At 73.5% G+C, this 22,917-nt stretch carries 21 protein-coding genes; 6 read left to right on the forward strand and 15 right to left on the reverse strand.

Features of this window, described 5'->3' with window-relative positions; genetic code table 11:
- Positions 1 to 43 precede the first annotated feature (43 nt).
- A complete protein-coding gene (locus RM780_RS05110) occupies positions 44 to 805 on the reverse strand; it encodes an SDR family oxidoreductase (protein WP_311629266.1) in 762 nt (253 codons plus the stop codon).
- Between the two features lie 101 nt (positions 806 to 906).
- Between RM780_RS05110 and RM780_RS05115 the strand changes: the two genes are divergently transcribed.
- Positions 907 to 1,770, forward strand: a complete 864-nt coding sequence (locus RM780_RS05115) for an MmyB family transcriptional regulator (protein ID WP_311629267.1) — start codon at positions 907 to 909, stop codon at positions 1,768 to 1,770.
- 12 nt (positions 1,771 to 1,782) lie between these two features.
- Here RM780_RS05115 and RM780_RS05120 read toward each other — a convergent pair whose 3' ends face one another.
- The 9 genes from RM780_RS05120 to RM780_RS05160 all read right to left on the reverse strand — a co-directional run bounded on the left by RM780_RS05120 (position 1,783) and on the right by RM780_RS05160 (position 7,392).
- Positions 1,783 to 1,989, reverse strand: a complete 207-nt coding sequence (locus tag RM780_RS05120) for a hypothetical protein (RefSeq protein ID WP_311629268.1) — start codon at positions 1,987 to 1,989, stop codon at positions 1,783 to 1,785.
- Positions 1,986 to 2,270: a hypothetical protein gene (locus tag RM780_RS05125; protein ID WP_311629269.1), complete on the reverse strand. Its 285-nt coding sequence runs from the start codon at positions 2,268 to 2,270 to the stop codon at positions 1,986 to 1,988. The genes RM780_RS05120 and RM780_RS05125 overlap by 4 nt, the downstream gene beginning before the upstream one ends.
- On the reverse strand, positions 2,267 to 2,656 hold the full coding sequence (locus tag RM780_RS05130; RefSeq protein ID WP_311629270.1) for a hypothetical protein: 390 nt from the start codon (positions 2,654 to 2,656) through the stop codon (positions 2,267 to 2,269). The genes RM780_RS05125 and RM780_RS05130 overlap by 4 nt, the downstream gene beginning before the upstream one ends.
- A 96-nt stretch (positions 2,657 to 2,752) precedes the next feature.
- A complete protein-coding gene (locus RM780_RS05135; RefSeq protein ID WP_311629370.1) occupies positions 2,753 to 3,949 on the reverse strand; it encodes a helix-turn-helix domain-containing protein in 1,197 nt (398 codons plus the stop codon).
- A gap of 146 nt (positions 3,950 to 4,095) precedes the next feature.
- On the reverse strand, positions 4,096 to 4,758 hold the full coding sequence (locus RM780_RS05140; protein WP_394812886.1) for an HAD family hydrolase: 663 nt from the start codon (positions 4,756 to 4,758) through the stop codon (positions 4,096 to 4,098).
- A gap of 460 nt (positions 4,759 to 5,218) precedes the next feature.
- Positions 5,219 to 5,719 (reverse strand): glycine-rich domain-containing protein, encoded by a 501-nt coding sequence (locus RM780_RS05145; protein WP_311629271.1) that lies wholly within the window; start codon positions 5,717 to 5,719, stop codon positions 5,219 to 5,221.
- 155 nt (positions 5,720 to 5,874) lie between these two features.
- Positions 5,875 to 6,708, reverse strand: coding sequence for a helix-turn-helix domain-containing protein (locus RM780_RS05150; protein ID WP_311629272.1), 834 nt, complete (start codon positions 6,706 to 6,708; stop codon positions 5,875 to 5,877).
- Entirely contained in the window at positions 6,705 to 7,202 is a 498-nt protein-coding gene (locus RM780_RS05155; RefSeq protein WP_311629273.1) for a DUF6879 family protein, read from the reverse strand. Before RM780_RS05155 ends, RM780_RS05150 begins: the two co-directional genes overlap by 4 nt.
- Entirely contained in the window at positions 7,186 to 7,392 is a 207-nt protein-coding gene (locus RM780_RS05160) for a hypothetical protein (protein WP_311629274.1), read from the reverse strand. Before RM780_RS05160 ends, RM780_RS05155 begins: the two co-directional genes overlap by 17 nt.
- A 233-nt stretch (positions 7,393 to 7,625) precedes the next feature.
- Here RM780_RS05160 and RM780_RS05165 point away from each other — a divergent pair, with 233 nt between their 5' ends.
- Positions 7,626 to 8,438: an NmrA family NAD(P)-binding protein gene (locus RM780_RS05165; protein ID WP_311629275.1), complete on the forward strand. Its 813-nt coding sequence runs from the start codon at positions 7,626 to 7,628 to the stop codon at positions 8,436 to 8,438.
- A 9-nt stretch (positions 8,439 to 8,447) separates the two neighbouring features.
- Here the strand turns inward: RM780_RS05165 and nhaA are convergent, their stop codons facing one another.
- The 3 genes from nhaA to RM780_RS05180 form a co-directional block, all read right to left on the reverse strand.
- Positions 8,448 to 9,704: a Na+/H+ antiporter NhaA gene (nhaA, locus tag RM780_RS05170; protein WP_311629276.1), complete on the reverse strand. Its 1,257-nt coding sequence runs from the start codon at positions 9,702 to 9,704 to the stop codon at positions 8,448 to 8,450.
- A gap of 214 nt (positions 9,705 to 9,918) precedes the next feature.
- The gene (locus RM780_RS05175; RefSeq protein ID WP_311629277.1) at positions 9,919 to 10,644 is read right to left on the reverse strand and encodes a potassium channel family protein; all 726 of its coding nucleotides are present in this window, start codon (positions 10,642 to 10,644) and stop codon (positions 9,919 to 9,921) included.
- Positions 10,645 to 10,660: 16 nt separating this feature from the next.
- Positions 10,661 to 12,034, reverse strand: coding sequence for a TrkH family potassium uptake protein (locus tag RM780_RS05180; RefSeq protein WP_311629278.1), 1,374 nt, complete (start codon positions 12,032 to 12,034; stop codon positions 10,661 to 10,663).
- 194 nt (positions 12,035 to 12,228) lie between these two features.
- Here RM780_RS05180 and RM780_RS05185 point away from each other — a divergent pair, with 194 nt between their 5' ends.
- The 3 genes from RM780_RS05185 (at position 12,229) to RM780_RS05195 (ending at position 20,390) form a co-directional block, all read left to right on the forward strand.
- The gene (locus RM780_RS05185; protein WP_311629279.1) at positions 12,229 to 12,909 is read left to right on the forward strand and encodes a hypothetical protein; all 681 of its coding nucleotides are present in this window, start codon (positions 12,229 to 12,231) and stop codon (positions 12,907 to 12,909) included.
- A gap of 140 nt (positions 12,910 to 13,049) precedes the next feature.
- A complete protein-coding gene (locus tag RM780_RS05190) occupies positions 13,050 to 15,131 on the forward strand; it encodes an SPFH domain-containing protein (RefSeq protein WP_311629280.1) in 2,082 nt (693 codons plus the stop codon).
- Positions 15,132 to 15,626: 495 nt separating this feature from the next.
- Positions 15,627 to 20,390 (forward strand): DNA repair ATPase, encoded by a 4,764-nt coding sequence (locus RM780_RS05195; protein ID WP_311629372.1) that lies wholly within the window; start codon positions 15,627 to 15,629, stop codon positions 20,388 to 20,390.
- On the opposite strand, the gene RM780_RS05200 is transcribed toward RM780_RS05195, so the two are convergent.
- Positions 20,372 to 21,010: a PadR family transcriptional regulator gene (locus RM780_RS05200; protein ID WP_311629281.1), complete on the reverse strand. Its 639-nt coding sequence runs from the start codon at positions 21,008 to 21,010 to the stop codon at positions 20,372 to 20,374. The genes RM780_RS05195 and RM780_RS05200 overlap by 19 nt on opposite strands.
- 249 nt (positions 21,011 to 21,259) lie before the next feature.
- Between RM780_RS05200 and RM780_RS05205 the strand changes: the two genes are divergently transcribed.
- On the forward strand, positions 21,260 to 22,126 hold the full coding sequence (locus RM780_RS05205) for a class I SAM-dependent methyltransferase family protein (protein ID WP_311629282.1): 867 nt from the start codon (positions 21,260 to 21,262) through the stop codon (positions 22,124 to 22,126).
- Between the two features lie 284 nt (positions 22,127 to 22,410).
- On the opposite strand, the gene RM780_RS05210 is transcribed toward RM780_RS05205, so the two are convergent.
- Positions 22,411 to 22,701, reverse strand: a complete 291-nt coding sequence (locus tag RM780_RS05210; protein ID WP_311629283.1) for a WXG100 family type VII secretion target — start codon at positions 22,699 to 22,701, stop codon at positions 22,411 to 22,413.
- Between the last annotated feature and the right edge of the window lie 216 nt (positions 22,702 to 22,917).

Genomic DNA, 22,917 nt, shown 5'->3' on the forward strand with positions numbered 1-22,917 from the left:
CCGCCTCCGGCCGTTGCCCAGCCGCCGTGGCGTCCGCCCGGGTTCAGACGGGCTGGCCGATCGGCCGGATCGTGACCGTGTTGAGGTCGACGCCCGCCGGCTGGTCGAGCGCGAACGCGATCGCCTCGGCCACCGCGTCGGGGCTCATCGCGATGGGGGGAGTCTGGCCGTGCCAGAACGCGGTGTCGATCATGCCCGGGTTCACGACCGTGACTCCGACGCCGCGGGCCGTCGCGTGCAGGCGGAGGTTCTCGGCGAAGCCGACCACGGCCCACTTCGTGGCGGAGTAGAGGTTGCCCGGACTGTTCTTGATCCCGGCCACGCTGCCGATGAGCACCAGCCGGCCGCCGGATTGCTCAAGGTGGGGCAGGGTCGCCTTGGCCAGCAGGGCCGGGCCGAGGACGTTGGCCAGGACCATCGGCGCCCACAGTTCCGGGTCGCCGCCGTCGACGACCCCGGCGCCGCCCGGCCGGAAGTGATCCGGGGACGCGCCGCCGGCGTTCGCGATGGCCGCGTCGAGCGACCCGAAGCGTTCCACCGTGCCGGCGACAGCCGCCTCCGTGGAGTCCCAGTCGGAGGCATCCGCTGTCAGGCCCAGGACGCGGTCCGCGGGGCCGGCCTCGTCGAGGAACGCCTTGAGCCGGCCGGGGTCGCGCCCGGTGACGGCGACCCGGTGGCCGCGCGCGAGCAGGAGCCGGGCGGTCGCGGCGCCGATCCCGCTCGTGCCGCCCGTGATCAGGACCGTCCTCGCGGCGGTCGGCGCCGCGCCGGAGTCGGTGGATGTATCGGTGAGTGGGGTGTTCATGGCGATCACTCTGAGGCGCGGCGCGGGCACGCGACAGTTGCTTCCGAAGGTGGGGACGTCGTCCCCTGGCGCCGGCGGCCCCACGCGGGGAGGCTGGGCCCATGTCGAAGACGAGGTACGCCGAACTCGGTGGCTTCCTGCGTTCGCGGCGCGAGCGGATCCGCCCCGAGGAGGTCGGGCTCGCGCCCGGCCCGCGGCGCCGCGTCCCCGGCCTGCGGCGCGACGAGGTCGCGGTTCTGGCCGGCGCCTCGGTGGAGTACTACACCGAGCTGGAGCGCGGTGCTGGCTCGCAGCCCTCCGACCAGATGCTCGCCGCGCTCGCCCGCGCCCTGCGCCTCAGCCACGACGAACGCGACCACCTGTACCGGCTGGCGAACCGCCCGATCCCGCCCCAGGGCGGGACGGCCTCGCACGTCCACCCCGCGATGCTCGACCTGCTGACCCGCATCGACGGCACCCCGGCGATGGTGAGCACCGACCTGCACACCGTCCTGGTCCAGAACGCGCTCGCCACCGCGCTGCTCGGCGACCTGTCCACGCACCGCGGCCGCGCCGCGAGCTTCATCTACCGGTGGTTCACCGACCCGGCCTCGCGGCGGATCTATCCGCGGGAGGATCTCGCCCCGCAGTCCCGCTCGTTCGTCGCCGACCTGCGCGCGGCGGTCGGGCGGCGCAGCCCGGGGGACGCCGAGGCGACCGCCCTGGTGGACGAACTGCTGGAGCAGTCCCCGGAGTTCCGGGCGCTCTGGGCCGACCAGGACGTGGGAGTACGCAGGGACGAGCGCAAGCGGATCATCCACCCCACCGTCGGCCTGCTCGACCTCACCTGCCTCAGCCTCTTCAGCGAGGACGGCCGCCAGCGGCTCCTCTGGTTCACCCCGCGCGCCGGGACGGATACGGCCGAGAAGCTTGCGCTGCTGACGGTCGTGGGCACGCAGGCGATGCGGACCGAACCAGCCCGGTGAGCCGCCTCCTCATCACCGCCGCCTGGGCCTGACGGTCCGGGTGGCGTAGAGGACGGTGTTCGGCTGTATCACGAGCTGAACGCCGTCCCCGAGGTCCAGCCGCTTCCCTCCCCGGGGCTGCCCGAGGATGTCGACGACGGTGAACGCCTGCCCGCCGACGAGCAGTTGGTCCCCCCGCCGCACGCTCTTGGTGTCCACGAGGACGGGTACGGCGATCACGCCTTCCCCCGGCACTGGTCCGCGCAGGCCCGCACCATGTGCGGCTGCCGCATCCGGTCGAAGACGGGCCCCAGCGTCCGCGTCTTCTCTTCTCCGTCGAACGCCACCCCGCACAGCACACACTCCTCCTGCGCCCACTGCCCCAACGACAACCTCGCCTCCAAATCCACCCCGGCCAGCTCCGGCGGCGGCCCACACACATGCACCGACCCTTCCGGGAAGTACTCCGGGCACCCGTCACATCGGACGAGCCGCCGCGCGGGCGGGAGTGGGTTGGTCATGCCGTCCTCCCGGGGGTGCCGATGGCGGTCAGGGCCTGGCGCAGGTGACGGGAGTCAGTGAGGCAGGTGGGGGTGAGCGCGCCGAGCCAGCGCGGGTGTCCCCGGTGGCGCCGCCCCGGCGGCGGCACGGCCACCAGGTGCCCCTCGGGCAGCAATTGAGCGCCGGATAGTGGCATTTCGCCCGCGTCCAGCGGCACCAGCCACGTCCACCCCGGCAGGTCCTCGATCACCGGCCCGGAATGGCAGTTCAGCCGCGCCAGCACCATCGGCGCGGTCGCGGGCGGCACCCGCACGCCGTGCCACCACCGCCCCGACGGCACGAGCGCCATCGGCAGAAACTCGTCCCTGGGCAACCACTCGGGCCGCAGAGGGTCGTTGATCGTCATCGTCAGCTCCAGGTCTCTCTCGTGATCGACTGATCACCGACCGTAGGAGCGGTTGGCCATGCCGAGGGGCACACAGTGTGCCCCTCGAACGTGCGATCAGGCCGCCAGGAGGCCGACCTTGACGGCGAGTTGAGCGGCGCGGCGGCGGCGCTCCGGGGAGCGGGCCTCCGTCTCCTCCAGGATCAGGCTGCGGGCGTGGCCGTTGTAGCGGATCGTCTCGGGCGCGTCCTCGAACGCCCGCTCCAGCGTGGCGAGCGCGGTCTCCGCCTGGCCCGCGACGTGGTAGCCCCGGGCCCGTTCGATCCGGTGGCGCGCGGAGCGCGGCCGGGAGGGCAGGGCAACGTCCTGGGAGGCCGTGGCCTGGCGGACCGACTCGCCGCCCGCGCGCAGCTCGACCGCCACCGTCACCGCGTGGGGACCCATGATCGCGCGGGAGAAGCTGGTCACGGGATGGAAGTAGTCGGCGGGCAGCCGCCGGGCGATCTCGTCGGCGCGGTCCCACCATCCCCAGGCCACGCCCGTGTCGCCCCGCCGGGCCGCCGTGTAGGCCGCCTCGAACCGCAGGGCACCGGCGATGGCCAGCACCTCGTCCGTCGCCTCGGCCAGCAGGGGCTCCAAGTACCGCAGCGTCCCCAGCGTCACCGCGTCGGCCGCCTCGAAGTGCCCCGGCCCCGCGTCTCGGTGGGCCTGCGCCAGCAGCCAGGCCGCGACGCCGATGGCGTGCGGGTCCTCGGACTCCTGCGCCGCGACCATGCCGCGCTCGGCCACCCGCCACAGCAGGGCCGCGTCGGGCTGGTAGGCGAGGAAGAACTGGCTGAGGCTCCACGTCTCCGCGAGAACGGCCTGCGCCGCGCGCCGCTGGGCTGCCGACTCGGCCTGCCGGGCGGCGAGTTGGGCGTCGGTGATCAGGCCGGGCAGCAGCGCCCCGATGGCCTCGCGGTGGTGCGGCGAGGCGTGCCGCGCGGCCCAGGCGCGGGCGAGCCGCGCACGCAGGTGCGGGGCCGCAGGGGCCGCCCGGTCCTCGGCGGCGAGCGGGAAGGCGTTGATGACGGCGGCGACGGCGGGCAGCCGGGCGTGCCCGGGGCCGGCGAACAGCTCCACGTGCGGGGACTGATCCCCCGTCAACTCCGCGAGGTCACGCACGCGCAGGGCCTCCGCGATCCGCAGGATCATGGGCAGCTTCGGCGTCTGGAGGCGCCCGGCCTCGACCTGCTTCACCCACGAGGGCGACATCCCGACCAGCCCGGCCAGCACCGGCCTGCTCATTCCCCTCCGCACGCGGAGGACCTGCATGCGCTGCCCGAACGTCAGCGGCTCCGGCGAAGAGTACGAGGTGGCGTCGGCGGACACGGGCCCTGCCTCTCTCTCAACTGACGTGATTCCGCCAGCGTAAGCGCTGTCCCCCCGAGGCGGCCCCGCGCCGACCGCTCCTGGCGAGGTCACGCCCCGACGCGCCCGACGCCGGCCGCGACGATGTCGCACAGCTCCGCCAGGCTGCCGACGCTCCAGTCCGCGACCCGTCGCACCTCCGGATCGTCGGCCCAGAAGTGCCCCCACGGCCCCCGGCGCAGGTGCGCGGCGCGCAGGCCGGCCGCGTGGGCGGGGAAGACGTCGTTCGCCGGGTGGTCCCCGACGTACAGGACCTCGGCCGGCGACGCCCCGGCCATCCGCGCCACCCGGCGGAAGAACTCGGGCTCCGGCTTCGCGACGCCCCACTCGCCGGACGTGACGACCGCGTCCACGGGCAGCGCGAGCCCGCGCAGCAACGCCCCCGCGCGGGCTGTCTGGTTGCCCGCGGCCAGGACGCGAACACTCAGAGCCCGGAGGTCCCGCAGGGCCGGACGCACGTCCGCGTACAGGTCGCTCTCGTCCAGCACCTCGCCCTGCCCCGCCGCCTCCCGGGCCGCGTACTCCGCGCCGACGTCCAGGCCGGGCCGCGCGAGCCTGAGCGCGTCGGCGTTGTCCCGGCCCTGGGCGACGACCGCGCCGACCAGCGCCGACAGCGTGTGCCGGGGCACCCCCAGCCAGTCCGCCCACGCCCCCCAGTAGCGGTCGTCCCGCATCAATGTCTCGCCGATGTCCAACGCCACGCACCTGATCACGGGGGCACGATAGAGCGTCCAATCGTCCTGCTGGTTCACGCGTCCGTCGACCCAAGGGGGCGCCACTGGCTCGTTGCGGCTACCAGGGCCGTCGCGTTTTCGGCTCTTCGGGGAGCGCCGCACGGATGGGCTTCTCCCGCAGGTCTCGACGGGAGAAGCCCATCGGCTCGTTGAAGGACCGTAGGCGTTACCCGTTCCCAGGAGGGACGACAAACCCTCGGGTCGGTCCCGCACTGGGTTTCTCATCGGGGAATCGGGCGGCCACGGCCGCCAGCGCCTCCGCGGTGACATCCTGGCGCGTCGCAGTGTCGGCCGAGTCGTACACGCGCCACGGACCGCCGGAGTCGTCGGGGTCCTCCGGTGCGACCACGCCGGGAATTCCCAGCCGCCTCAGCACAGCGTCCACCCGCCGTGCCTGCTCCGCATCCATGCGCTTCCTTCCGGGTCCGGTGCCGGCAGCCTACGTGACGTTCCCGCCGCCGCTTCCGCCTGAGCAGTGCGAAGCGCAGTTGCCCGGATTGATGGGCCCGCAGCCCCCGGGCTTGGGCGTGTGGGAGCAGTTGGCGACCACACCGACAAGGGTGCTGCCCGGCCCCCTCCATAATGCGCCGTCGACGAGATGCCCAGCCTGTTCGATCAGGGCCACTGTGCCGGCGAGAGCATGACCGTCGTGCCGCCGTGCATCGGGTCGTTCGGGCCAGTGGTGCACGAAACGTCCCAGCCGCCTGCACAGGTTTTCGTACAGGTTCGTGTGGAGAATCAGGGCGTGCCATCCCTCGTCCACGACGTTCGACGGCGTCATGAACGCGGTAGGGAAGCGAGCGGCGGTATCCACGAACTTGAGCGCTTCGGCGAAGATTCGGCGGGCCGTCGCCTCGTCCGCTGCGGGGTTGTTGTCGGAGACCGTCGCGATGACACCTTGCCAGCCTGCGGGCGTCAGTAACGCGCTTACCTCTTCCATGAGTTCCTCTCTCCTGACGTGACTGGGCCGCCCTCAGGACGTGCCGGAGAGCGCCGAGCTGAAGTCGTCCGGTGTGGACGCAGATTTCAGCGATCGACTTATGGTCCAACGCCGAGCGAGAACTGACGATCGTCATGCACGTTGATGACTAAAGATCATCGGCGGTACAGGTCGGCCCAGCCGGTCAGGCAGCTCCGCGCAGGTTCACCGAACAGTGCTAGCTCCTTGTACGACTCGAACTCCTCCAGAAAGCCGTTGACGTCTCTCGGGTCGCGGAACACCATGACGCCGGCGGAGAGTTCGGCTGTGGCTATGCGCGCATCGTAGATGGTGAAGGTGTTGAGAGGGGTGCCAGGCAGCTGAGTCTCGATGGGGAGCACACCGAGCCGGACATTCGGCAGGCGGGTCAGCGTCGCTAGCCGGTCGATCTGTACGGCCATGTCCTCGCGCGGCAGGAAGGGTGACCTGACCGCCTGTTCCGTGAGGATGAAGGTGAACCGCTTCGTCCTGTCGTAGAGAATTTCCTGGCGCTCCAGTTTCCGGGCGACGGTCCTGCTGTGGTCTCCAGGGATGTGGGCGAGACTCGCGCGAACGTACTCCGGAGTGGAGAGAAGGCCGGTGAGCATGGAGAGGAGGAAGTAACGGAACTCCGCCGACGTCTGTTCGAGTCCCGCCAGCTCCAGCTGTTTCTTGTCCAAGCCCTTCCTGCGAAGGCTCCTGGATCCCTGCCACTCGGTGTTCGCGACGCGGGCCAGCGCCAGGACGTCGGCGGCTATCGCGGGCGGCGCGTCCAAGGCTTTGAGGATCTGCTCCACGTCGACGAGGGACGGACGTACTTTGCCATTCTCGATCCTGCTGATCTTCGACTGAGACATGTTGCAGCGCTTGGCCAGCCGGTCACCCGGCAGTTGAGCGGTTCTGCGGAGGTTCTTCAGCAGGGCGGCCAACTCGTGCGCGGACTGCCCCAGCCGTTCTGGCTCGAACGTCACTCCTTCACATACTCCAGGAAGGGTGTAGACGCCGCCTTGGCGATGCGCTGATATTCGATGTACGGCGCAGGGTCGCCATCGTACAATTCGCGGCCGATTTGCTTGCCGTCCGGCTCGTAGTGCATGAGAACGATGGTGGTTTGATCGAACATCCAGAAGTCCTGCACTCCCGGCAGCGGGTTCTCTTGTTCCGTGACGTCGAGAATCCTGATGTCTTCTCCGGCCCGCGCCTGGTGCTGGTAGTAGCGTTCGAATTCGAAGCGCAGATAGTCGGTCAGGGGACGGGACACGATGTGGACGCGCCCCACATTTCGGGTGCTCACCATCCGCGTCCAGGCGTCCTCGTACGGGCCTGGGAAACGGGCTCCGTTCCTGAAGGCCGCAAATTCGTCTGCCTCCTGCGGCACGAGGTACTGCGGCCAGGTCTCAAGCCTCCAGGCTTCCTGCTGGAAAGTCCGGAACTTGGCTGCCCATTCGTCACCATCCAAGAGCACGGAACGCCTCCCTCAGCACGTTCTCCGGAAGCTCCACGAGCCCTTCCCCGTCGGGCGGGGTGAACGCCCGGGACACGTCACCCTGGACGACGAACGAGCCGCGCTCGGTCCGGTAGACGTTCGGACAGTCGCCCTGCCCGCATTCGCCGCTTCCGTTGCCGGTAAGCCTGATCAGTTCCTCACGGGCCATGCCGAACCCCCTGAGTGTATGAGTGGTGCACCGACCGTACGGAGCGGTGGGCGCGGCCGTCCATGCGCGGACAGGGCCATGCGCGAGTTGGCATAAAGATCATGAGGGGACTCCGGCAGGTCAGTTGTCGACCGGGTCCCGGGCGCGGGAGTTCACCGGCTAGCCGTTCTTGACCTCAAGGTAAGTTGAGGTTTTAGCGTCGGGTGGGACAGGACCGATGGAAGGAGAGTGCTGTGACGACCTTGGTGACCGGGGCGACGGGGAACACGGGGCGGCATGTCGTGGCGGAGCTGGTGCGGCGGGGGGAGAAGGTGCGGGCGTTGACGCGGAGGCCCGGGGTGGTGCGGTTTCCCGCAGGGGTGGAGGTCGTGGAGGCGACGCACACCGAGCCGCAGAAGTTGGGGGAGGCGCTGGAGGGGGTGAGCCGGCTGCACATCACCGTGACGGCCGGGCTGGCCGACGTGGGGGAGGAGTTGGTGCGGCGGGCCGTGGGGGCCGGGGTGCGGCGGATCAGTGTGGTGTGGGGTGGGTGGGTCGGGCCCGTGGAGCAGGCCGTGGCGGAGTCGGGGGTGGAGTGGACGCGGCTGGAGCCGCAGGAGTTCATGTCCAACACGCTGACCTGGGCCGACTCGATCCTGAAGGAGGGGGTCGTGCGGGAGCCGTACGACCACCCCAGCGCGCTCGTGCACGAGGGCGACATCGGGGCCGTGGCCGCCGTCGCGCTGCTGGAGGAGGGGCACGCCGGGCGCGCCTACAACCTCACCGGGCCGGAGGCGCTGACCTCGCGCGAGCGGATCGTGCTGCTGGAGCGGGTCGCCGGGCGCCCGATCGCGTTCGAGACGATCAGCCACGAGCAGGCCGTCGAGCGGCTGATGGCCACCGGCGTGTCCCGGGAGGACGCCGACTACGTCATCGGCTGGTACGCCGACCCGGGCGCCGACGCCATGACTGTCGTGGACACGGTGGAAGGCGTGACCGGGCGCCCGGCGCGGACGTTCGCGCGGTGGGTGGAGGAGCACGCCGGGCGGTTCCGGGGGAGGGTCTAGGGCGAGCCCCTAGGACGAGGGGGCCGCCGCCGCACGGTAGCGGCGGCCCCGGGCGGAGAGGAGCAGGCCGGCCAGGGCAGCCGAGAGCAGGGAGCCGAGGAGAACGGCCGCCTTGACGTGCTCCTCCAGCTCCGGCAGGTCCGCGAAGGCCAGCTCCGCGATCAGCAGGGAGACGGTGAAGCCGATGCCCGCCAGGATCGCGCCGCCCAGGACGTCGGGCCAGCTCAGGTCCGGACTGAGGCGGGCGCCGGTGAAGCGCGCGGTGAGCCAGGTCGCGCCGAAGACGCCGATCGTCTTGCCGGCCAGCAGGCCGAGCGTGACGCCCAGGGCCTCGGGCTCGCGCGCCATGTCGCCGAGCGTGCCGCCGGAGACCTCGACCCCGGCCGCGAAGAACGCGAACACCGGCACCGCCACCCCGGCCGAGAACGGGTGCACCAGGTGCGCGATGTGCTCGGCCGGGGACTCGTCCTCGTCGTCGTTGGACGTGGTGCGCAGCAGCATGCCCAGGGCGACGCCCGCGATCGTGGCGTGGATGCCGCTGTGGTGCATCAGTACCCAGACGGCCAGCGCCAGCGGCACGTACAGGTACCAGCCGCGGATGCCGCGCCGGTGCAGCAGGGCGAAGACGACCAGGCCGAGGATCGCGCCCAGCAGCGCGGCCAGGTCCAGGCCCGAGGTGAAGAAGATGGCGATGACGACGATCGCGATCAGGTCGTCCACGATGGCCAGGGTCAGCAGGAACGTCCGCAGCGCGGAGGGCAGATGGCGCCCGACGACCGCCAGCACGCCCAGCGCGAAGGCGATGTCCGTGGCCATCGGCACCGCCCAGCCGCCCAGGTCGCCGTCGCCCAGGCCGTTGACCGCCACGTAGATCAGCGCGGGAACGGCCATGCCGCCGATGGCGGCGACCACGGGCAGGACGGCGGCGGCCGGGCGGCGCAGCTCGCCGACGGTCAGCTCGCGCTTCAGCTCGATGCCGGCGACGAAGAAGAACACGGCCAGCAGGCCGTCGGAGGCCCAGTGGCCCACGGACAGATGCAGGTCGAGGGCGGGGATGTCGAGGTGGGCGTCGCGCAGGTCGAGGTAGGCGTCGCGCAGGGGGGAGTTGATCAGGACGAGGGCCAGCGCGGCGGCGGCCAGCAGCAGCATCCCGCCGGTGGTCTCCAGGCGCAGGAACTCGGCGACGGACCGCCGGTTGCGCTCCTCGGCGCGCTCCTCGCGGGAGCGGCGGTGGAAGGGAGAGGGCAGCGCGGGCGGCGGCGTCATGGGGTGGTGCCTTTCGTCCGGTACGGGCGGATAAGAGAGGATGCGGCTAGGTCCGTATCCTCGTGCCGACCAGACTTCCCGGCGCACCTGTGGCGTCACTCCGGGCATGTCGGACCCGTCCTGACGCTTTCTTTACACCGTACCCGCCCCCGGTGTGATCGTCATCAGGGCGTCCGTCACAGCGGACGGTCATGTCTAGGTCAGAAGCGCGGGGTCAGTCCAGCTCCGCGAACGCCTCCACCGCCGCCGTCCGGCCCGTGACGATCAGCACGTCCCCGGACTCCACCACCGTCTCCGCGTCGGCGTAGGTGAAGTCCCGCCCCGGCCGTTTGATGCCCACGATCGTCACGCCGTGCTTGCTGCGCACCGCGCTCACGCCCAGCGGCACGCCGGTGGCCACCTGGGGCGCGACCGTCTTGACCAGCGCGTAGTCGTCGTCGAACTCGATGAAGTCCAGCATCCGCCCGGTCACCAGGTGTGCCACCCGCTCGCCCATCTCGTGCTCGGGCAGCACCACGTGGTGGGCGCCCAGGCGTTCCAGGATCCGGCCGTGCTGGCGGCTGATGGCCTTGGCCCAGATGGTGGGGACGCCCTCGTCCAGCAGGTTGGAGGTGACCAGGATGCTCGCCTCGATGTCCGTGCCGATGGCGACGACCGCCAGCGGGAACTCGCTCACCCCCAGCTGCCGCAGCACCTCCACGTCCGTGCAGTCCGCGACCGCCGCGTGGGTGAGGGCGTCGCTGTGCCGCTGCACCAGCCGCTCGTCCTCGTCCACGCCCAGGACCTCCCAGCCGCGCCGCATCACCTCCTCGGCCAGCGAGCTGCCGAACCGGCCCAGGCCGATCACCGCGATCCGCTGATCGCCGCCGTCCTGCCCGGCGGGGGCGTGCGCCGGGCGCTTGCCGCGCCTGCGGCGTACGGAGTGCAGGTAATTGCTCATGGCCTTCCCAGGGTCGCTAGCCGATGATCGGACGTTCTTCCGGATGCTGGTAGCGGCGGGTCCGCTCGCGCAACGCCAGCGCCGAGGCCAGGGTGATCGGCCCCAGCCGGCCGATGAACATCAGTACGACGAGGATCAGCTGCGCCGGTCCCGACAGCTCCGCCGTCAGCCCGGCTGTCAGCCCGACCGTGCCGAAGGCCGAGACCGCCTCGAACAGCACGGCCTCGGCCGGGGCGTCCACCAGGGTCAGCAGCAGGATGGTGGCGGCGATGACCAGGCCGACGCCCAGCAGCGCGATGGTCAGCGCCTGCCGCAGCACCTGCGGGGGCAGCCTGCGGCGGAACGCCTCGGCCGAGGGCTCGCCGCGCACCTCGGCCAGGATCGCCGCGCCCAGCACGGCGAAGGTCGTCACCTTGATGCCGCCGGCCGTGCCCGCGCTGCCGCCGCCGATGAACATCAGCACGCAGGTGGCCAGCAGCGTGGCAGGCTCCAGCGCGGCGACGTCGGTGGCGTTGAACCCGGCGGTGCGGGACATGGCCGAGTGGAAGAACGACCCCAGCAGCTTGTCGTCCGCGCCGAGCGGGCCCAGCGTTCCCGGGTTGCCCCACTCCAGGGCCAGGGTCAGCAGCGTTCCGGCGGCCAGCAGCACGGCGCTGAGCAGCAGCGTCAGCTTCAGGTGCAGGGACCAGCCGCGCAGGCCGGTGGCGCGGCGGCGGGCGCGGTGCCGCAGCAGCTCGATGACCACGGGGAAGCCGAGGCCGCCCAGGATCACGGCGCCCGCGACGGGCAGCAGGATCCACGGGTCGTCGGCGTAGGGGACGAGGTTGTCCGGGCGCAGGCCGAATCCGGCGTTGTTGAACGCGGCCACCGCGTGGAAGACGCCCTCGTAGAGCGCCCGGCCGAAGGTCATGTCGTAGCCGAGGCGGAAGCGCAGCGTGAGGATCGCGGCGGTCACCGACTCGGCGACGACGGTGATCGCTCCGACGCTCAGCAGCACCATCCGCACGTCCCCGATGCCGACCTTGGCCTCGGCCTGGGTGACCAGCGCCATCCGCAGCCGCAGCTTGCCCGCGATCAGCAGGCCGAGCAGGGAGGCCAGGGTCATGATCCCGAAGCCGCCGGCCTGCACCAGCACGAGGATGACGCCCTCGCCGAAGCCGCTCCAGTAGGTGCCGGTGTCCACCACGGCCAGGCCGGTGACGCACACGGCCGAGGTCGCGGTGAACAGGGCGGTCAGCAGGCTCGGCGACTCCTCGCCCGCGCGGGCGGCCGGCAGCGCCAGCAGGGCGGTGCCCAGCAGGACGGTGACGCCGAAGGCCAGGGCGACCAGGCGGGCCGGGTGCGTATTGAGGACCAGCCGTCGGCGCGGCGGAGCGGTCGGGGAGGCCATGGCCGTGCTGTCCTCGCTCCCTGCTCCTGCTGTTCCTGAACGCTGGTCCCGCGCCCGCCGGCCCGGCGGACGCCCGCACCGGCGGCTGGGCGGGCGGCGGGCACGCGGCGCGGCCCGCCGGTCAGCACCCTAGCCCGGCATCCCGGCCCGTGACGTGACCCTGCCGAAACCTCAGGGGTCGCGTTAGGATCGCAGTGGTTTCCGACGGTGAGCACTGGGGGGTGGTCCGGATGCCGGACCTCGGGGACTTCGCGGAGACGGCGCTGAGCTTCCCGGCCGCGGTCCTCACCTTTCCGCTGGCCGTCGTCCTGCTCTACTGGATCTTCTCGGTCGTCTTCGGCGTGGGCGCCTCCGTCGGCGAGGACGCCGCGCCCGGGGGCGAGGGCGGGGCGTTCGCCGGGGCGCTGGCCCTGGCCGGTCTCGGCGGCGTGCCGCCCGCGCTGCCCGTCTCGCTGGTGATCGCCGTGGGCTGGTTCGTCGCGATGGCCGGCACCGAGCTGCTCGACCCCGGCTGGCCGCGCGTGGCCACGCTGCCCGTCGCCCTGCTGGCCGGGTGGGCCGGCGCGGCGGCGCTGGTGCGGCCGTTGCGCCGGGCGTTCGCGGCCGAACGCGGCATCTACCACGAGGACTTCGTCGGCAGGGTCTGCGTCATCCGCACCGGGCGGGTCACCGACCGGTTCGGCCAGGCGGAGGTGACGGCCGACGACGGTGGCACCTCCGTCGTGCAGGTCCGCGCCGAGGGACCCGAGGCCGCCGAACTCGGCGCCGGGCGGCGGGCGTTGATCTTCGGCTACGAGCCCGAGGGGCAGTACTTCTGGGTCGCGCCCTACGATTCGGGCGAATCCTCGCCCGGGGAGAACCGCGCACTGGCCTGAGCGCGTCCTTCCGGTTGCGGACACTCCGCCTTCACGTCATCCCGCCATTCGCCTCGCACCACCCGCCCGGCCGCCGGGCACGACGCGGCGTCGAGCAGCCGTCGTTCCACCGCACTTCACGAGGGGGGCCTCCACTCACCATGGACACCGTGGGCACCAGCCTGGGCGTGCTCGTCGCAGCCCTGCTGATCATTCTCATCGCCGTCCTGTTCATGCTCAGCCGTCTCTTCCGCAAGGTCGAGCAGGGCAAGGCGCTGATCATCTCCAAGGTCCGGAAGGTGGACGTCACCTTCACCGGCGCGGTGGTGCTGCCCGTGCTCCACAGGGCCGAGGTGATGGACATCTCCGTGAAGGCCATCGAGATCGGCCGCACCGGCCGCGAGGGCCTGATCTGCCGCGACAACATCCGCGCCGACATCCGCATCTCGTTCTTCGTACGCGTCAACAAGACGGTCTCGGACGTCATCAAGGTGGCGCAGGCCATCGGCACCCAGCGCGCCAGCGACCGGGCCACGCTCCAGGAGCTGTTCAACGCGAAGTTCTCCGAGGCCCTCAAGACGGTGGGCAAGCAGCTCGACTTCGCCGACCTCTACACCAAGCGCGAGGAGTTCCGCGACCGGATCATCGCCGTCATCGGCACCGACCTCAACGGCTACAGCCTGGAGGACGCGGCCATCGACTACCTGGAGCAGACCCCGCTGTCCGCGCTGGACAAGGACAACATCCTCGACGCCCAGGGCATCCGGAAGATCACCGAACTCACCGCGGCCCAGAACGTTCTCACCAACGAGTTCCGCCGCACCGAGGAGAAGGAGATCACCCGGCAGAACGTCGACGCCCGCGAGGCCGTCCTGGAGCTGGAACGCCGCCAGGCCGACGCCGAGATCAAACAGCAGCGCGAGATCGAGACCACCCGCGCCCGGGAGGAGGCCGAGACCTTCCGCATCCAGTCCGAGGAGCGGCTGCGCGCCCAGAGCGCCGCCATCAAGACCGACGAGCAGCTCGGCGTGCAGAACGAGAACCGCGAGCGCGAGATCGTCGTCGCCCGCCTCAACCGCGACCGGGTCGTCGCCGTGGAGCAGGAGCGCATCGAGAAGGACCGGGTCCTCGAGGTCATCGCCCGCGAGCGGGAGACGGAGCTGCAGCGCATCGCCAAGGACAAGGAACTGGAGGGCGAGAAGCGGGAGATCGCCGACGTCGTGCGCGAGCGGATCGCGGTCGAGAAGACCGTCGCCGAGCAGGAGGAGGAGATCAAGAAGCTGCGCGCGGTGGAGGAGGCCGAGCGGGAACGCCAGGGGCGGGTCATAGCCGCCGAGGCCGAGGCGCAGGAGCGGCTGGTGAAGGACATCAAGGCCGCCGAGGCGGCCGAGGCCGCCGCCGCGCACCGCGCCCGCGAGCTGCTGGAGATGGCCGAGGCCCGGCGCAAGGCCGCCGACCTCGACGCGCAGGCCGCCATCCGCACCGCCGAGGGCACCCGGGCGCAGAGCGCCGCCGAGGGGCTGGCCGAGGCAGAGGTGCGGGAGCGGATGGCCGACGCCATCGCCCGCACCAAGCACGCGGAGGCCGAGGCCGCCAAGGAGATGGGCATCGCCGAGGCGGTCGCCGAGAAGGAGAAGGGGCTCGCGGAGGCCGAGGCCCTGCGCGAGCGGATGCAGGCCGAGGCCACCGGCATCCGCGACAAGGCCGGGGCCATGGCCGCGCTGGACGCCGCGAGCCGGGACCACGAGGAGTACCGGCTGCGCATCGACGCCGAGAAGGAGATCCGGATCGCCGGCCTGGACGTCCAGCGGCGGATCGCGGAGGCGCAGGCCACGCTCGTGGGCACCGGCCTGGAGAACGCCCGGATCGACATCGTCGGCGGGGACTCGGTCTTCTTCGACCGGCTCGTCGGCTCGATCACGGCGGGCAAGGGGCTGGACGCGTTCGTGGAGCGCTCCGAGAGCGCGCGCACGCTGGCCGGGCCCTGGCTGGACAAGGACGGCTCCACCTTCACCCGCGACCTGAGCGCGATGGTCGGCGGCCTCGGCGCGGCGGGCGTGCGCGACCTGACCCTGGCCGGGCTGCTGTCCACGCTGATCGCCCGCGGCGGGGACGGCGCCGACCGCCTCGGCCCGCTGCTGGAGGCCGTCCGGGCTCAGGGCCTGGGCGACACGCCGCTGGCCGAGCTGATGGCTGGCCCCGCCCCGGCGGGCGCGGCCAACGGCGTGACGCTGCACAAGTAGGCCGCGCCGCCCGGCCGTTGCGGGGCGGCACGCCCGGGCCGTTCCGGGCCCGGCACGCCCCCGGCCTGAGGGGCGGGGGTCGCGTGGCCGCGCCCGCGCCCCGGGCCGGGCGCCGTCCGGCACGTGCGGCGCGGTGACGGGCGCGCGACGGCGGGCGGTCCTGCGGGCGTTCGCGGTGAGGCGGCCCCGGGCAGGGGCCGGCAAGGAGATGGGGAAGGAAGGGTGACCGTGAGCGAGGCGGCGGAGGCGGCCGGGGGTCCGGGCGTGGCGGTGCCCGGCGGCAGGCCGGAGGCAGGCGGCCCCGCGGTGGCGGGCGTTGACCCGCCCGGTGCCGGCAGCGGGCAGGTGCCGCGCGCCGCCGCGGGGGGAGTCCCGGGAAGCGCGGCGGCGGGGCGCGGCCGTTCCGGAGGCGACGGCGGCCTGTCCGGCCAGGGGGACGCCGACGGGCCCGGCGGCGAGGCGGAGGCCGGCAGCTACCAGGTGCTGCTCGGGCGGATGACGGCCGCGGCGCGCGATCTGGCCGCGCGGGCGGAGGAGTTGAACGCCCGGCGCGTGGAGGCGTTCGGCGGCGGGGGGCTCGAACTGGCCGCCACCGCGACGCTGGAGACCGGGGAGCCCGCACTGCCGCGCGACCTGGCGCACGCCGGCGGGCTGCTGCTGCTCGCCGCCCACGTGCCCACGGGCCGCGACACCCTCACCCTGCACCGCCTCGGCCCCGAGGGGGAGGCCGCGCCCGCCCCCGAGGACGCCGTGCCCGGCCTGCTGGACGCCCCGGACTTCCGGCGCGACCTGGAGGAGCTGCACCGCTACTTCCGCGGCGCCCGCCTGACCCGGCTGCGGCGGTCCGCCTCCCGGCTGCTGGCCGTCTGGTCCACCGGCGAGCGCGAGAGCGACATCCGCGTCCTGCGCTGGCGCCTCCACCCGGACGGCCGCCCGGCCTACGAGGACGCCAAGGGCGAACGCGAGCACCTGCGGCCCGCCCCCGGCGGCCTGGCGTGGACCGAGGCCGGCCGCGAGAGCCACGTCCCCGGCCCCCACCCGCACATCGCCGTGGACGGCACCCTCTTCGTCTCCACCCTCGGCGGCCGGCTCACCCTCAAGACGGCCAACGACACCGGCAGGCCGGACGGCGTGCACCACGAGCCCGTCGAGGAGCCCCTCCAGTCCCTGGCCGACGCCCAGGTCGCCCACGCCCGCGTCGGGCCCCTGCTCCTGCTGCGCGTCCTGCCCTACAACGAGCCCGCGCCGCGCCACTTCGTCTTCAACACCCGCACCGGGGACCTCGTCCGCCTCGACGGCATCGGCCAGGACTGCCGGGCCCTGCCCGAGGACCAGGGCATCGTCTTCCCCGGCGGCTACTGCCTGGCCGACGCCCCCGCCGGGGCCGCGGCCCGGACGTTCGACATCCCCGGCCCGCCCGGGGAGTTCGCCTACGAGAGCACCGTCCACGCCCCCAACGGCGAGGACGTCCTCTACCTCTTCCGGGCCCGCGCCGCCGGGGACGGCCGCTGCCTGCTGCTGCCCTACAACCTCATCCGCAAGGAGGTCGCCGCCCCCCTCAGCGCCCAGGGCCACGCCCTGCTGGAGGACGGCACCCTCGCGCTGCTGCGCGCCGCGACCCCCGAGCCCGGCCGCGTCCACCCCGTGCAGCTGTGGCGGACCCCGTTCGTCTCCGAGGCGCACGCCGCAGGGCGCCCCGCGGGCACCGGCCCCCTGGCCAGGATCGGCAACGCCGAGCTGGTCCGCGGCGTCTCCCGGGCCCTGACCGTCGCCCGGATGGCCACCGAACTCGCCCCCGGAACGGCCGTGTTCGAGGGGATCGTCGCCGCCTGCGACGGGCTGGCCGACCATCACCCCTGGCTGCGGCAGGAGGGCCTGGCCGCGCTCCACGAGCCCCTGGCCGAAGTCCGCGCCGCAGCCGCGGCCGTGGTCGAGGAGTACCGGCGCGTCGCCGAACTGCGGCGGCAGGCCGAGGAGTCGCTGACGGCCGCCGAGGAGGAGGTCACCGCGCTGCTGCGGCGCGCCCGCGGCGAGGCCCCGCGCCGGGCCGCCGGCTGGGTCGCCCTGCTCGCGGAGCTGCGCGAGGCCCAGGGCCGCGCCGAGACGCTGCGCGAGGTGAAGTACGCCGACCCGGCCCGCGTGGACGCCCTCGCCGGACGGCTGGCCGAGTCCCTGGCCGCCACCGGCCGCCGCGCCGTCGCCGCCCTCTCCCGGCCCGACGCCTTCGAGGAAACCCTCGCCGCCGTACGGCAGTTGGCCGAACGCGCCGCCGCCGTGGACAGCGTCGCCCACGCCGCGCCCCTGGCCGGGGAGATCGACGCCGAGGCCGCGCGGCTGGGCACCGTCACCGAGGTCATCGGCGGTCTGGACATCGCGGACGCCACCGTCCGCACCGGCCTGCTGAAGCGCATCGGCGAGGTCCTGGGCGCCGTCAACCGCGCCCGCGCCGTGCTGGAGGGCCGGCGCAGGGAGCTGGCGGAGGCCGAGGGACGAGCGGAGTTCGCCGCCGAGTTCGCCCTGCTGGGGCAGTCGGTGGTCGCCGCGCTGGCCGCCGCCCGCACCCCCGAGGAGTGCGACGAGCACCTGGGGCGGCTCCTGCTCCACGTGGAGAACCTCGCCGCCCGGTTCGCGGAGCACGAGGACTTCGCCGCCACCCTGGCCGAGCGCCGCGAGGAGATCCACGAGACCTTCGCCGCCCGGCGCCAGGCCGCGCTGGACGAACGCGCCCGCCACGCCCAGCGGTTGACCGGCTCCGCCGGCCGGCTGCTGGAGACCGTCGCCCGCCGCGCCGCCGCGCTGGAGACGGACGCCGCCGTGCACGCCTACTTCGCGGGCGACCCGCTGGTGGCCCGGATCCGGGCCACCGCCGGGGAGCTGCGGGAGGCCGGGGCCACCGTGCCGGCCGACGAGCTGGAGGGCCGCCTGACCGCCGCCCGCCAGGAGGCCGTGCGCGCTCTGCGGGACCGCGCCGACCTGCGCGCGGCCGACGGCACCATCCGCCTGGGCCGCCACCGCTTCTCCGTCACCACCCAGCCGCTCGACCTCACCCTCGTCCCGCACGGCGCGGACGGCCTGGCCTTCGCCGTCGTCGGCACCGACTACCGCGCCCCGGTCCGGGAGGCCGGACTGGCCGCCGCCCGGGAGTTCTTCGACCAGCCGCTGGTCTCGGAGTCCCCCGCCGTCTACCGGGCCGAGCACCTGGCCGCCGGAGTGCTGCCCGCCGCCCTCGCCGCCACCGCCTCCGCGGAGGGCCCCGAAACCGGGGAGACGGTCGCCGCACTCGTGCGCGCCGCCGCCGAGTCGGCCTTCGACGAGGGCTACGACCGCGGCGTCCACGACCACGACGCCACCGTCATCCTCACCGCCCTGCTCGCCCTGCACCGCAGTGCCGACCTGCTGCGCCACCCCGCCCCGGCCCGCGCCGCCGCCCAGCTTTACTGGGCCCACGGCTGCGCCCCGGCCGAGCGGGCCGCCCTGGCCACCCGCGCCCAGTCCCTGGCTCGCGCCGCCGCCACCTTCGGAACGGCCGCCACCACGGGGGCCGTCCAGGCGCTCACCGGCGAACTCACCGCCGCCGTCGCCGCCTTCGGGCAACGCCTGGCGTTCCCCGGCCCGGAGGCCGACCCCGCCGCGGCCGGCGCCTACCTCTACGACGAACTGGCCCGCGGCGGACCCGACTTCGCGGTCGGCGGCGGGGCCCGCGCACTGCGGGAGGAGTTCCGCGCCGCGCTCGGCGGGCCCGGGGCCAAGGAGCTGACCCGCGAACTGCACGCGCTGGGCGAGGACCTCCCCGGCCTGGCGGCCCGCGCGGAGCTGCTGAGGGCCTGGCTCGGGGCGTTCGCCCGCTCCTGCGGCCTCGACGAGGCCGACCTGCCCGAGGCCGTCGCCGTCGAGCTGTGCGAGGGGCTGGTCGGCCACCGGCCGGTGGACGCCGGGCTGACCGCCTCGGCCGAGGGGCTGCTGGGCAGCCACCCCCGCGTGCGGGGCGGAAGGCTGACGCTGCGGCTGGACGAATTCCTCACCCGCACCGGGGAGTTCCGCACCACTCGGGTGCCCGCGCACCGCGCCTTCACCCGCCGCCGCGCCGCGCTGCTGGAGGCAGAACGCGAGCGGCTGCGCCTGGAGACCCACCGGCCGCGCGTGATGCCGGCGTTCGTGCGCAACCGCCTGATCGACGAGGTCTACCTGCCGCTGATCGGCGACAGCCTCGCCAAGCAACTGGGCGGTGCGGGGGAGGAGCGCCGAACCGACAGCCAGGGCCTGCTGCTCCTGCTCTCCCCGCCCGGCTACGGCAAGACGACGCTGATGGAGTACGTCGCCGCCCGGCTCGGGCTGGCCTTCGTCCGGGTGGACGGCCCCGCCCTGGGCCAGGGCACCACCTCACTCGACCCGGCCGCCGCCCCCGACGCCGCCGCCCGCCGCGAGGTCGGGAAGATCGGCCTGGCCCTGGAGCTGGGCACCAACGTCCTGCTGCACGTGGACGACATCCAGCACGTCTCGCCGGAGCTCCTGCAGCGCTTCATCCCGCTGACCGACGCCCAGCGCCGCGTCGACGGGGTGCGGGCCTCGGACGGCGCGCCGGCCACCTTCGACCTGCGCGGCAAGCGCTTCGCCGTGTCGATGGCGGGCAACCCCTTCACCGAGTCCGGCACCCGCTTCCGGCTGCCGGACATGCTGGCCAACCGCGCGGACGTGTGGAACCTGGGCGACGTCCTCGCGGGCCGGGAGGAGCTGTTCGCCCTCAGCCACATCGAGAACGCCCTCACCGCCAACCCCGTGCTCGCCCCGCTCGCCGGCCGCGACCGCGCCGACACCGAGCTGCTCGTCCGCCTCGCGCGCGGCGACGCCACGGCCTCGGCCGACCGGCTGTCGCACCCCTACGCCCCGGCCGAGCTGGAGCGCGTGCTGGCCGTCCTGCGCAGGCTGCTGCACATCCAGCGCACGACGCTGGCCGTCAACGCCGCCTATATCGCCTCGGCCGGCCAGGACGACGCCACCCGCACCGAGCCGCCCTTCCGTCTCCAGGGCTCCTACCGCAACACCAACCGCCTGGCCGAGCGGGTCGTTCCGGTGATGAACGAGGCGGAGACTGAGGCCCTCATCGACGACCACTACCGGGCCGAGGCCCGCACCCTGACCACCGACGCCGAGGCCAATCTCCTCAAACTGGCCGAGCTCCGGGGCCGCCTGACGCCGGGTCAGGCGGCCCGCTGGGAGAGGCTGAAGGAGGACTGGCGCGCTCACCGCGCGTCCTCCTGACCCGCCTCCCCGTTCCTGGCCTCCTGGCCCGTCGTCTCCTCGCCGGCCAGGAGCCGGTAGAGGCGGCGGCGGGCCTCGGCGATGATCTCCACGGCCTCGGTCTGCTGCTCCTCGGTGCCGGCCTCGGCGACCTGGCGGGCGGCGACCACCAACTGGCCGATGCCGTCGCGCAGGTGCCTGCGGCCGGGGGCGACGCCCGCGGCGACCTGCTCCCAAGGGCGTTCCCCGGGGCCGGCCTCCTGGGCGGCGCGGCCCTCGTCGGTGAGCCGCAGCAGCCGACGGCCGCCCTCGCGGTCGGCGGTGACCAGGCCCTCGTCCTCCAGGAGCTGGACGGCCGGGTAGACCGAGCCGGCGCTGGGGCGCCAGGCGCCCCCGGTGCGCTCGGACAGTTCCTGGATCATCTCGTACCCGTGCATGGGGCGTTCGGCGAGCAGCGCGAGGATCGCGGCGCGCACGTCGCCGCGCCGTGCGCGGACGCGTCCGCCGGGGCGGCCGAAGCCGCCCGGCCGGCCCATGCCGCGGTCGAAGGGCGGCCCCTCCCACCGCCGTCTGAAGCCGGGGGGGAACTCGCCGCCGCGCCGGTCGAAGGGGTGTCCGGGGTGCATGCGCATTTTGTGCATGGATGACTCCTCTGGGTGTCGATCCGGGGATCTCCCGGCTCGTTCGGATGTCGGCCTTCCGTTGCCGACACGTCAACGATATATCGAGAACTATCCAGAGGCAATCGTTTCCGGCGCGGCGGCGATCCGGCCCGCCCCTCCCGTACTCACCCCGGCTGAGTACGGCCCTCCCGCCCCCCTGAGTAGCGCGACGGATGCCCGCGCCCCGCTGCCGCCGCGAGGCTGGCACACATGGAAGGACACGCCTCGATGAACCGCCCCGCTAAGGCCGTGAACGACCCGGCGGGCGTGGCGCGCCGGGCCCGGCCCCTGCCGTTGGCGTTCGCGGATCGCGTCGGGCGGGCGCTGCTGCGCGGCCTGCTGCGCACCGTGGGCCGCACCAGCCAGGGGATCAGGACGGGCCTGCGCCACGGCTTCGACAGCGGCCCCGCGCTCGACCACGTCTATCTCGACCGCGCCCGCGGCAGCCTCGGCATCGGCCGCCTGATCGACCGCGCCTACCTCGACGCCCCCGGCTGCCGGGCCGTCCGCGCCCGCGCCCTGCTGCTGCGCCGCACGCTGCACGAGGAGATCGCCCGCCGCCGCCCCACCGACCCCGAAAACCCCGTGCGGATCCTCGACGTGGCGGCCGGCACCGGGCGTTACCTCCAGGACCTGCTGGCCGACCACCCGCACGACGCGGTCGAGGTGATCTGCCGCGACGTCGCCGTCCTCGGGCTGGCCCAGGGGCGCGCCGAGGCGAGGAAGCGGGGGCTCACCCGGATCGTCTACGAGCGCGGCGACGCCTTCGACCCCGAGCCGCCCGCGCACGCCCCGGACGTCATTCTCGTCGCGGGGCTGTACGAACTGGTGCTGGACGAGGACCTGATCCGCGCCTCGCTGGCCCGGCTGCGCGGCCTGCTGGCCCCCGGCGGCGCGCTGATCTTCACGATCCGGACCCGGCACCCGCGGCGGGATCCGATCGCCGGCGCCCTGCGCGAGCGGGACGGCGGACCCGGGCCGACGCGCTGCCGCCCCGCCGCGCAGGTCGCCGCGTGGGCCCGCCGGGCCGGGTTCCGCGAGGTGACGCAGGACCGCGAGGAGGTGGGCCTGTTCACCGTCACCACCGCCCGCTGAGCCGTCCCGGAAGGGCGGGCGTGCGCGCGGGCGCGGGAATGGCCGCTTTACGGCGGCCGGCGCGGAGATCGTTCGTCACGGGATTTCCGCGATATCCCCACGTCCGCGCGCGGCCTTCTCACGCGCCCCATTCCGCACGGGATTCGAGCAAAGCCCCCGCAAACCCAGGGCGGCCCTTCTCCCCGCGTCCGGGAAAAACCGCCGGGGCGGCCCCCCGGGCGCGCACACGGCGCGCGGGGGAGCCGCCCCGGTCGGACACGAACCCCTCGCGGATGACGGGTCGTTCAGTTGCCCCGGATCGTGCTCTCCAGCTGGGCGTCGGTGTCCTCCAGCGTCTGGGCCGCGGTCCGCAGGAACTGGCCCATGCCGTTCAGGCCCTCCAGCATGCTGCGGGCGCCGTCGGTGAACTGGGTGTAGGACTCCTCGAAGGCGCGGGAGGAACGCGAGGTCACGTAACCGTCCGACACCAGGCCCTGGATGTACGACTGAAGCTCGCTGAGCTTCGCGTCCATCTGCTCCTGCTCGCTGATGAGCCGGTCACCGGCCGAGGTCATCTCGTCATACGTTACATCCATGTCTGGCATGGCATTCCCCTCCTCAGTGAGGCGGAGGGCCGGTCCCCCCGCTGGGATACGGATGGAGCGGCAGGGCTCCGTTCCTCAGACTACGACCGCGAAGCACGGGGCGATACCCCGGTCAAGAACGCCTTTCGCAGCGATCTCGCGTGTACCTCCGCGAACCGCACCGACAGCACAGACGCCGCACACAGCCGTGCGGTTCCCGGGCGTTCC

This window comes from Streptomyces boetiae (assembly GCF_031845405.1).
Classification (GTDB): Bacteria; Actinomycetota; Actinomycetes; order Streptomycetales; family Streptomycetaceae; genus Streptomyces; species Streptomyces boetiae.

Bases quoted from the DNA above. Each gene is read 5' to 3' on its own strand.
- RM780_RS05110 (WP_311629266.1), bottom strand. From the start codon at position 805: ATGAACACCCCACTCACCGATACATCCACCGACTCCGGCGCGGCGCCG.
- RM780_RS05115 (WP_311629267.1), top strand. From the start codon at position 907: ATGTCGAAGACGAGGTACGCCGAACTCGGTGGCTTCCTGCGTTCGCGG.
- RM780_RS05125 (WP_311629269.1), bottom strand. From the start codon at position 2,270: ATGACCAACCCACTCCCGCCCGCGCGGCGGCTCGTCCGATGTGACGGG.
- RM780_RS05130 (WP_311629270.1), bottom strand. From the start codon at position 2,656: ATGACGATCAACGACCCTCTGCGGCCCGAGTGGTTGCCCAGGGACGAG.
- RM780_RS05135 (WP_311629370.1), bottom strand. From the start codon at position 3,949: ATGCAGGTCCTCCGCGTGCGGAGGGGAATGAGCAGGCCGGTGCTGGCC.
- RM780_RS05145 (WP_311629271.1), bottom strand. From the start codon at position 5,719: ATGGAAGAGGTAAGCGCGTTACTGACGCCCGCAGGCTGGCAAGGTGTC.
- RM780_RS05160 (WP_311629274.1), bottom strand. From the start codon at position 7,392: ATGGCCCGTGAGGAACTGATCAGGCTTACCGGCAACGGAAGCGGCGAA.
- nhaA (WP_311629276.1), bottom strand. From the start codon at position 9,704: ATGACGCCGCCGCCCGCGCTGCCCTCTCCCTTCCACCGCCGCTCCCGC.
- RM780_RS05175 (WP_311629277.1), bottom strand. From the start codon at position 10,644: ATGAGCAATTACCTGCACTCCGTACGCCGCAGGCGCGGCAAGCGCCCG.
- RM780_RS05180 (WP_311629278.1), bottom strand. From the start codon at position 12,034: ATGGCCTCCCCGACCGCTCCGCCGCGCCGACGGCTGGTCCTCAATACG.
- RM780_RS05190 (WP_311629280.1), top strand. From the start codon at position 13,050: ATGGACACCGTGGGCACCAGCCTGGGCGTGCTCGTCGCAGCCCTGCTG.
- RM780_RS05195 (WP_311629372.1), top strand. From the start codon at position 15,627: ATGACGGCCGCGGCGCGCGATCTGGCCGCGCGGGCGGAGGAGTTGAAC.
- RM780_RS05200 (WP_311629281.1), bottom strand. From the start codon at position 21,010: ATGCACAAAATGCGCATGCACCCCGGACACCCCTTCGACCGGCGCGGC.
- RM780_RS05205 (WP_311629282.1), top strand. From the start codon at position 21,260: ATGAACCGCCCCGCTAAGGCCGTGAACGACCCGGCGGGCGTGGCGCGC.
- RM780_RS05210 (WP_311629283.1), bottom strand. From the start codon at position 22,701: ATGGATGTAACGTATGACGAGATGACCTCGGCCGGTGACCGGCTCATC.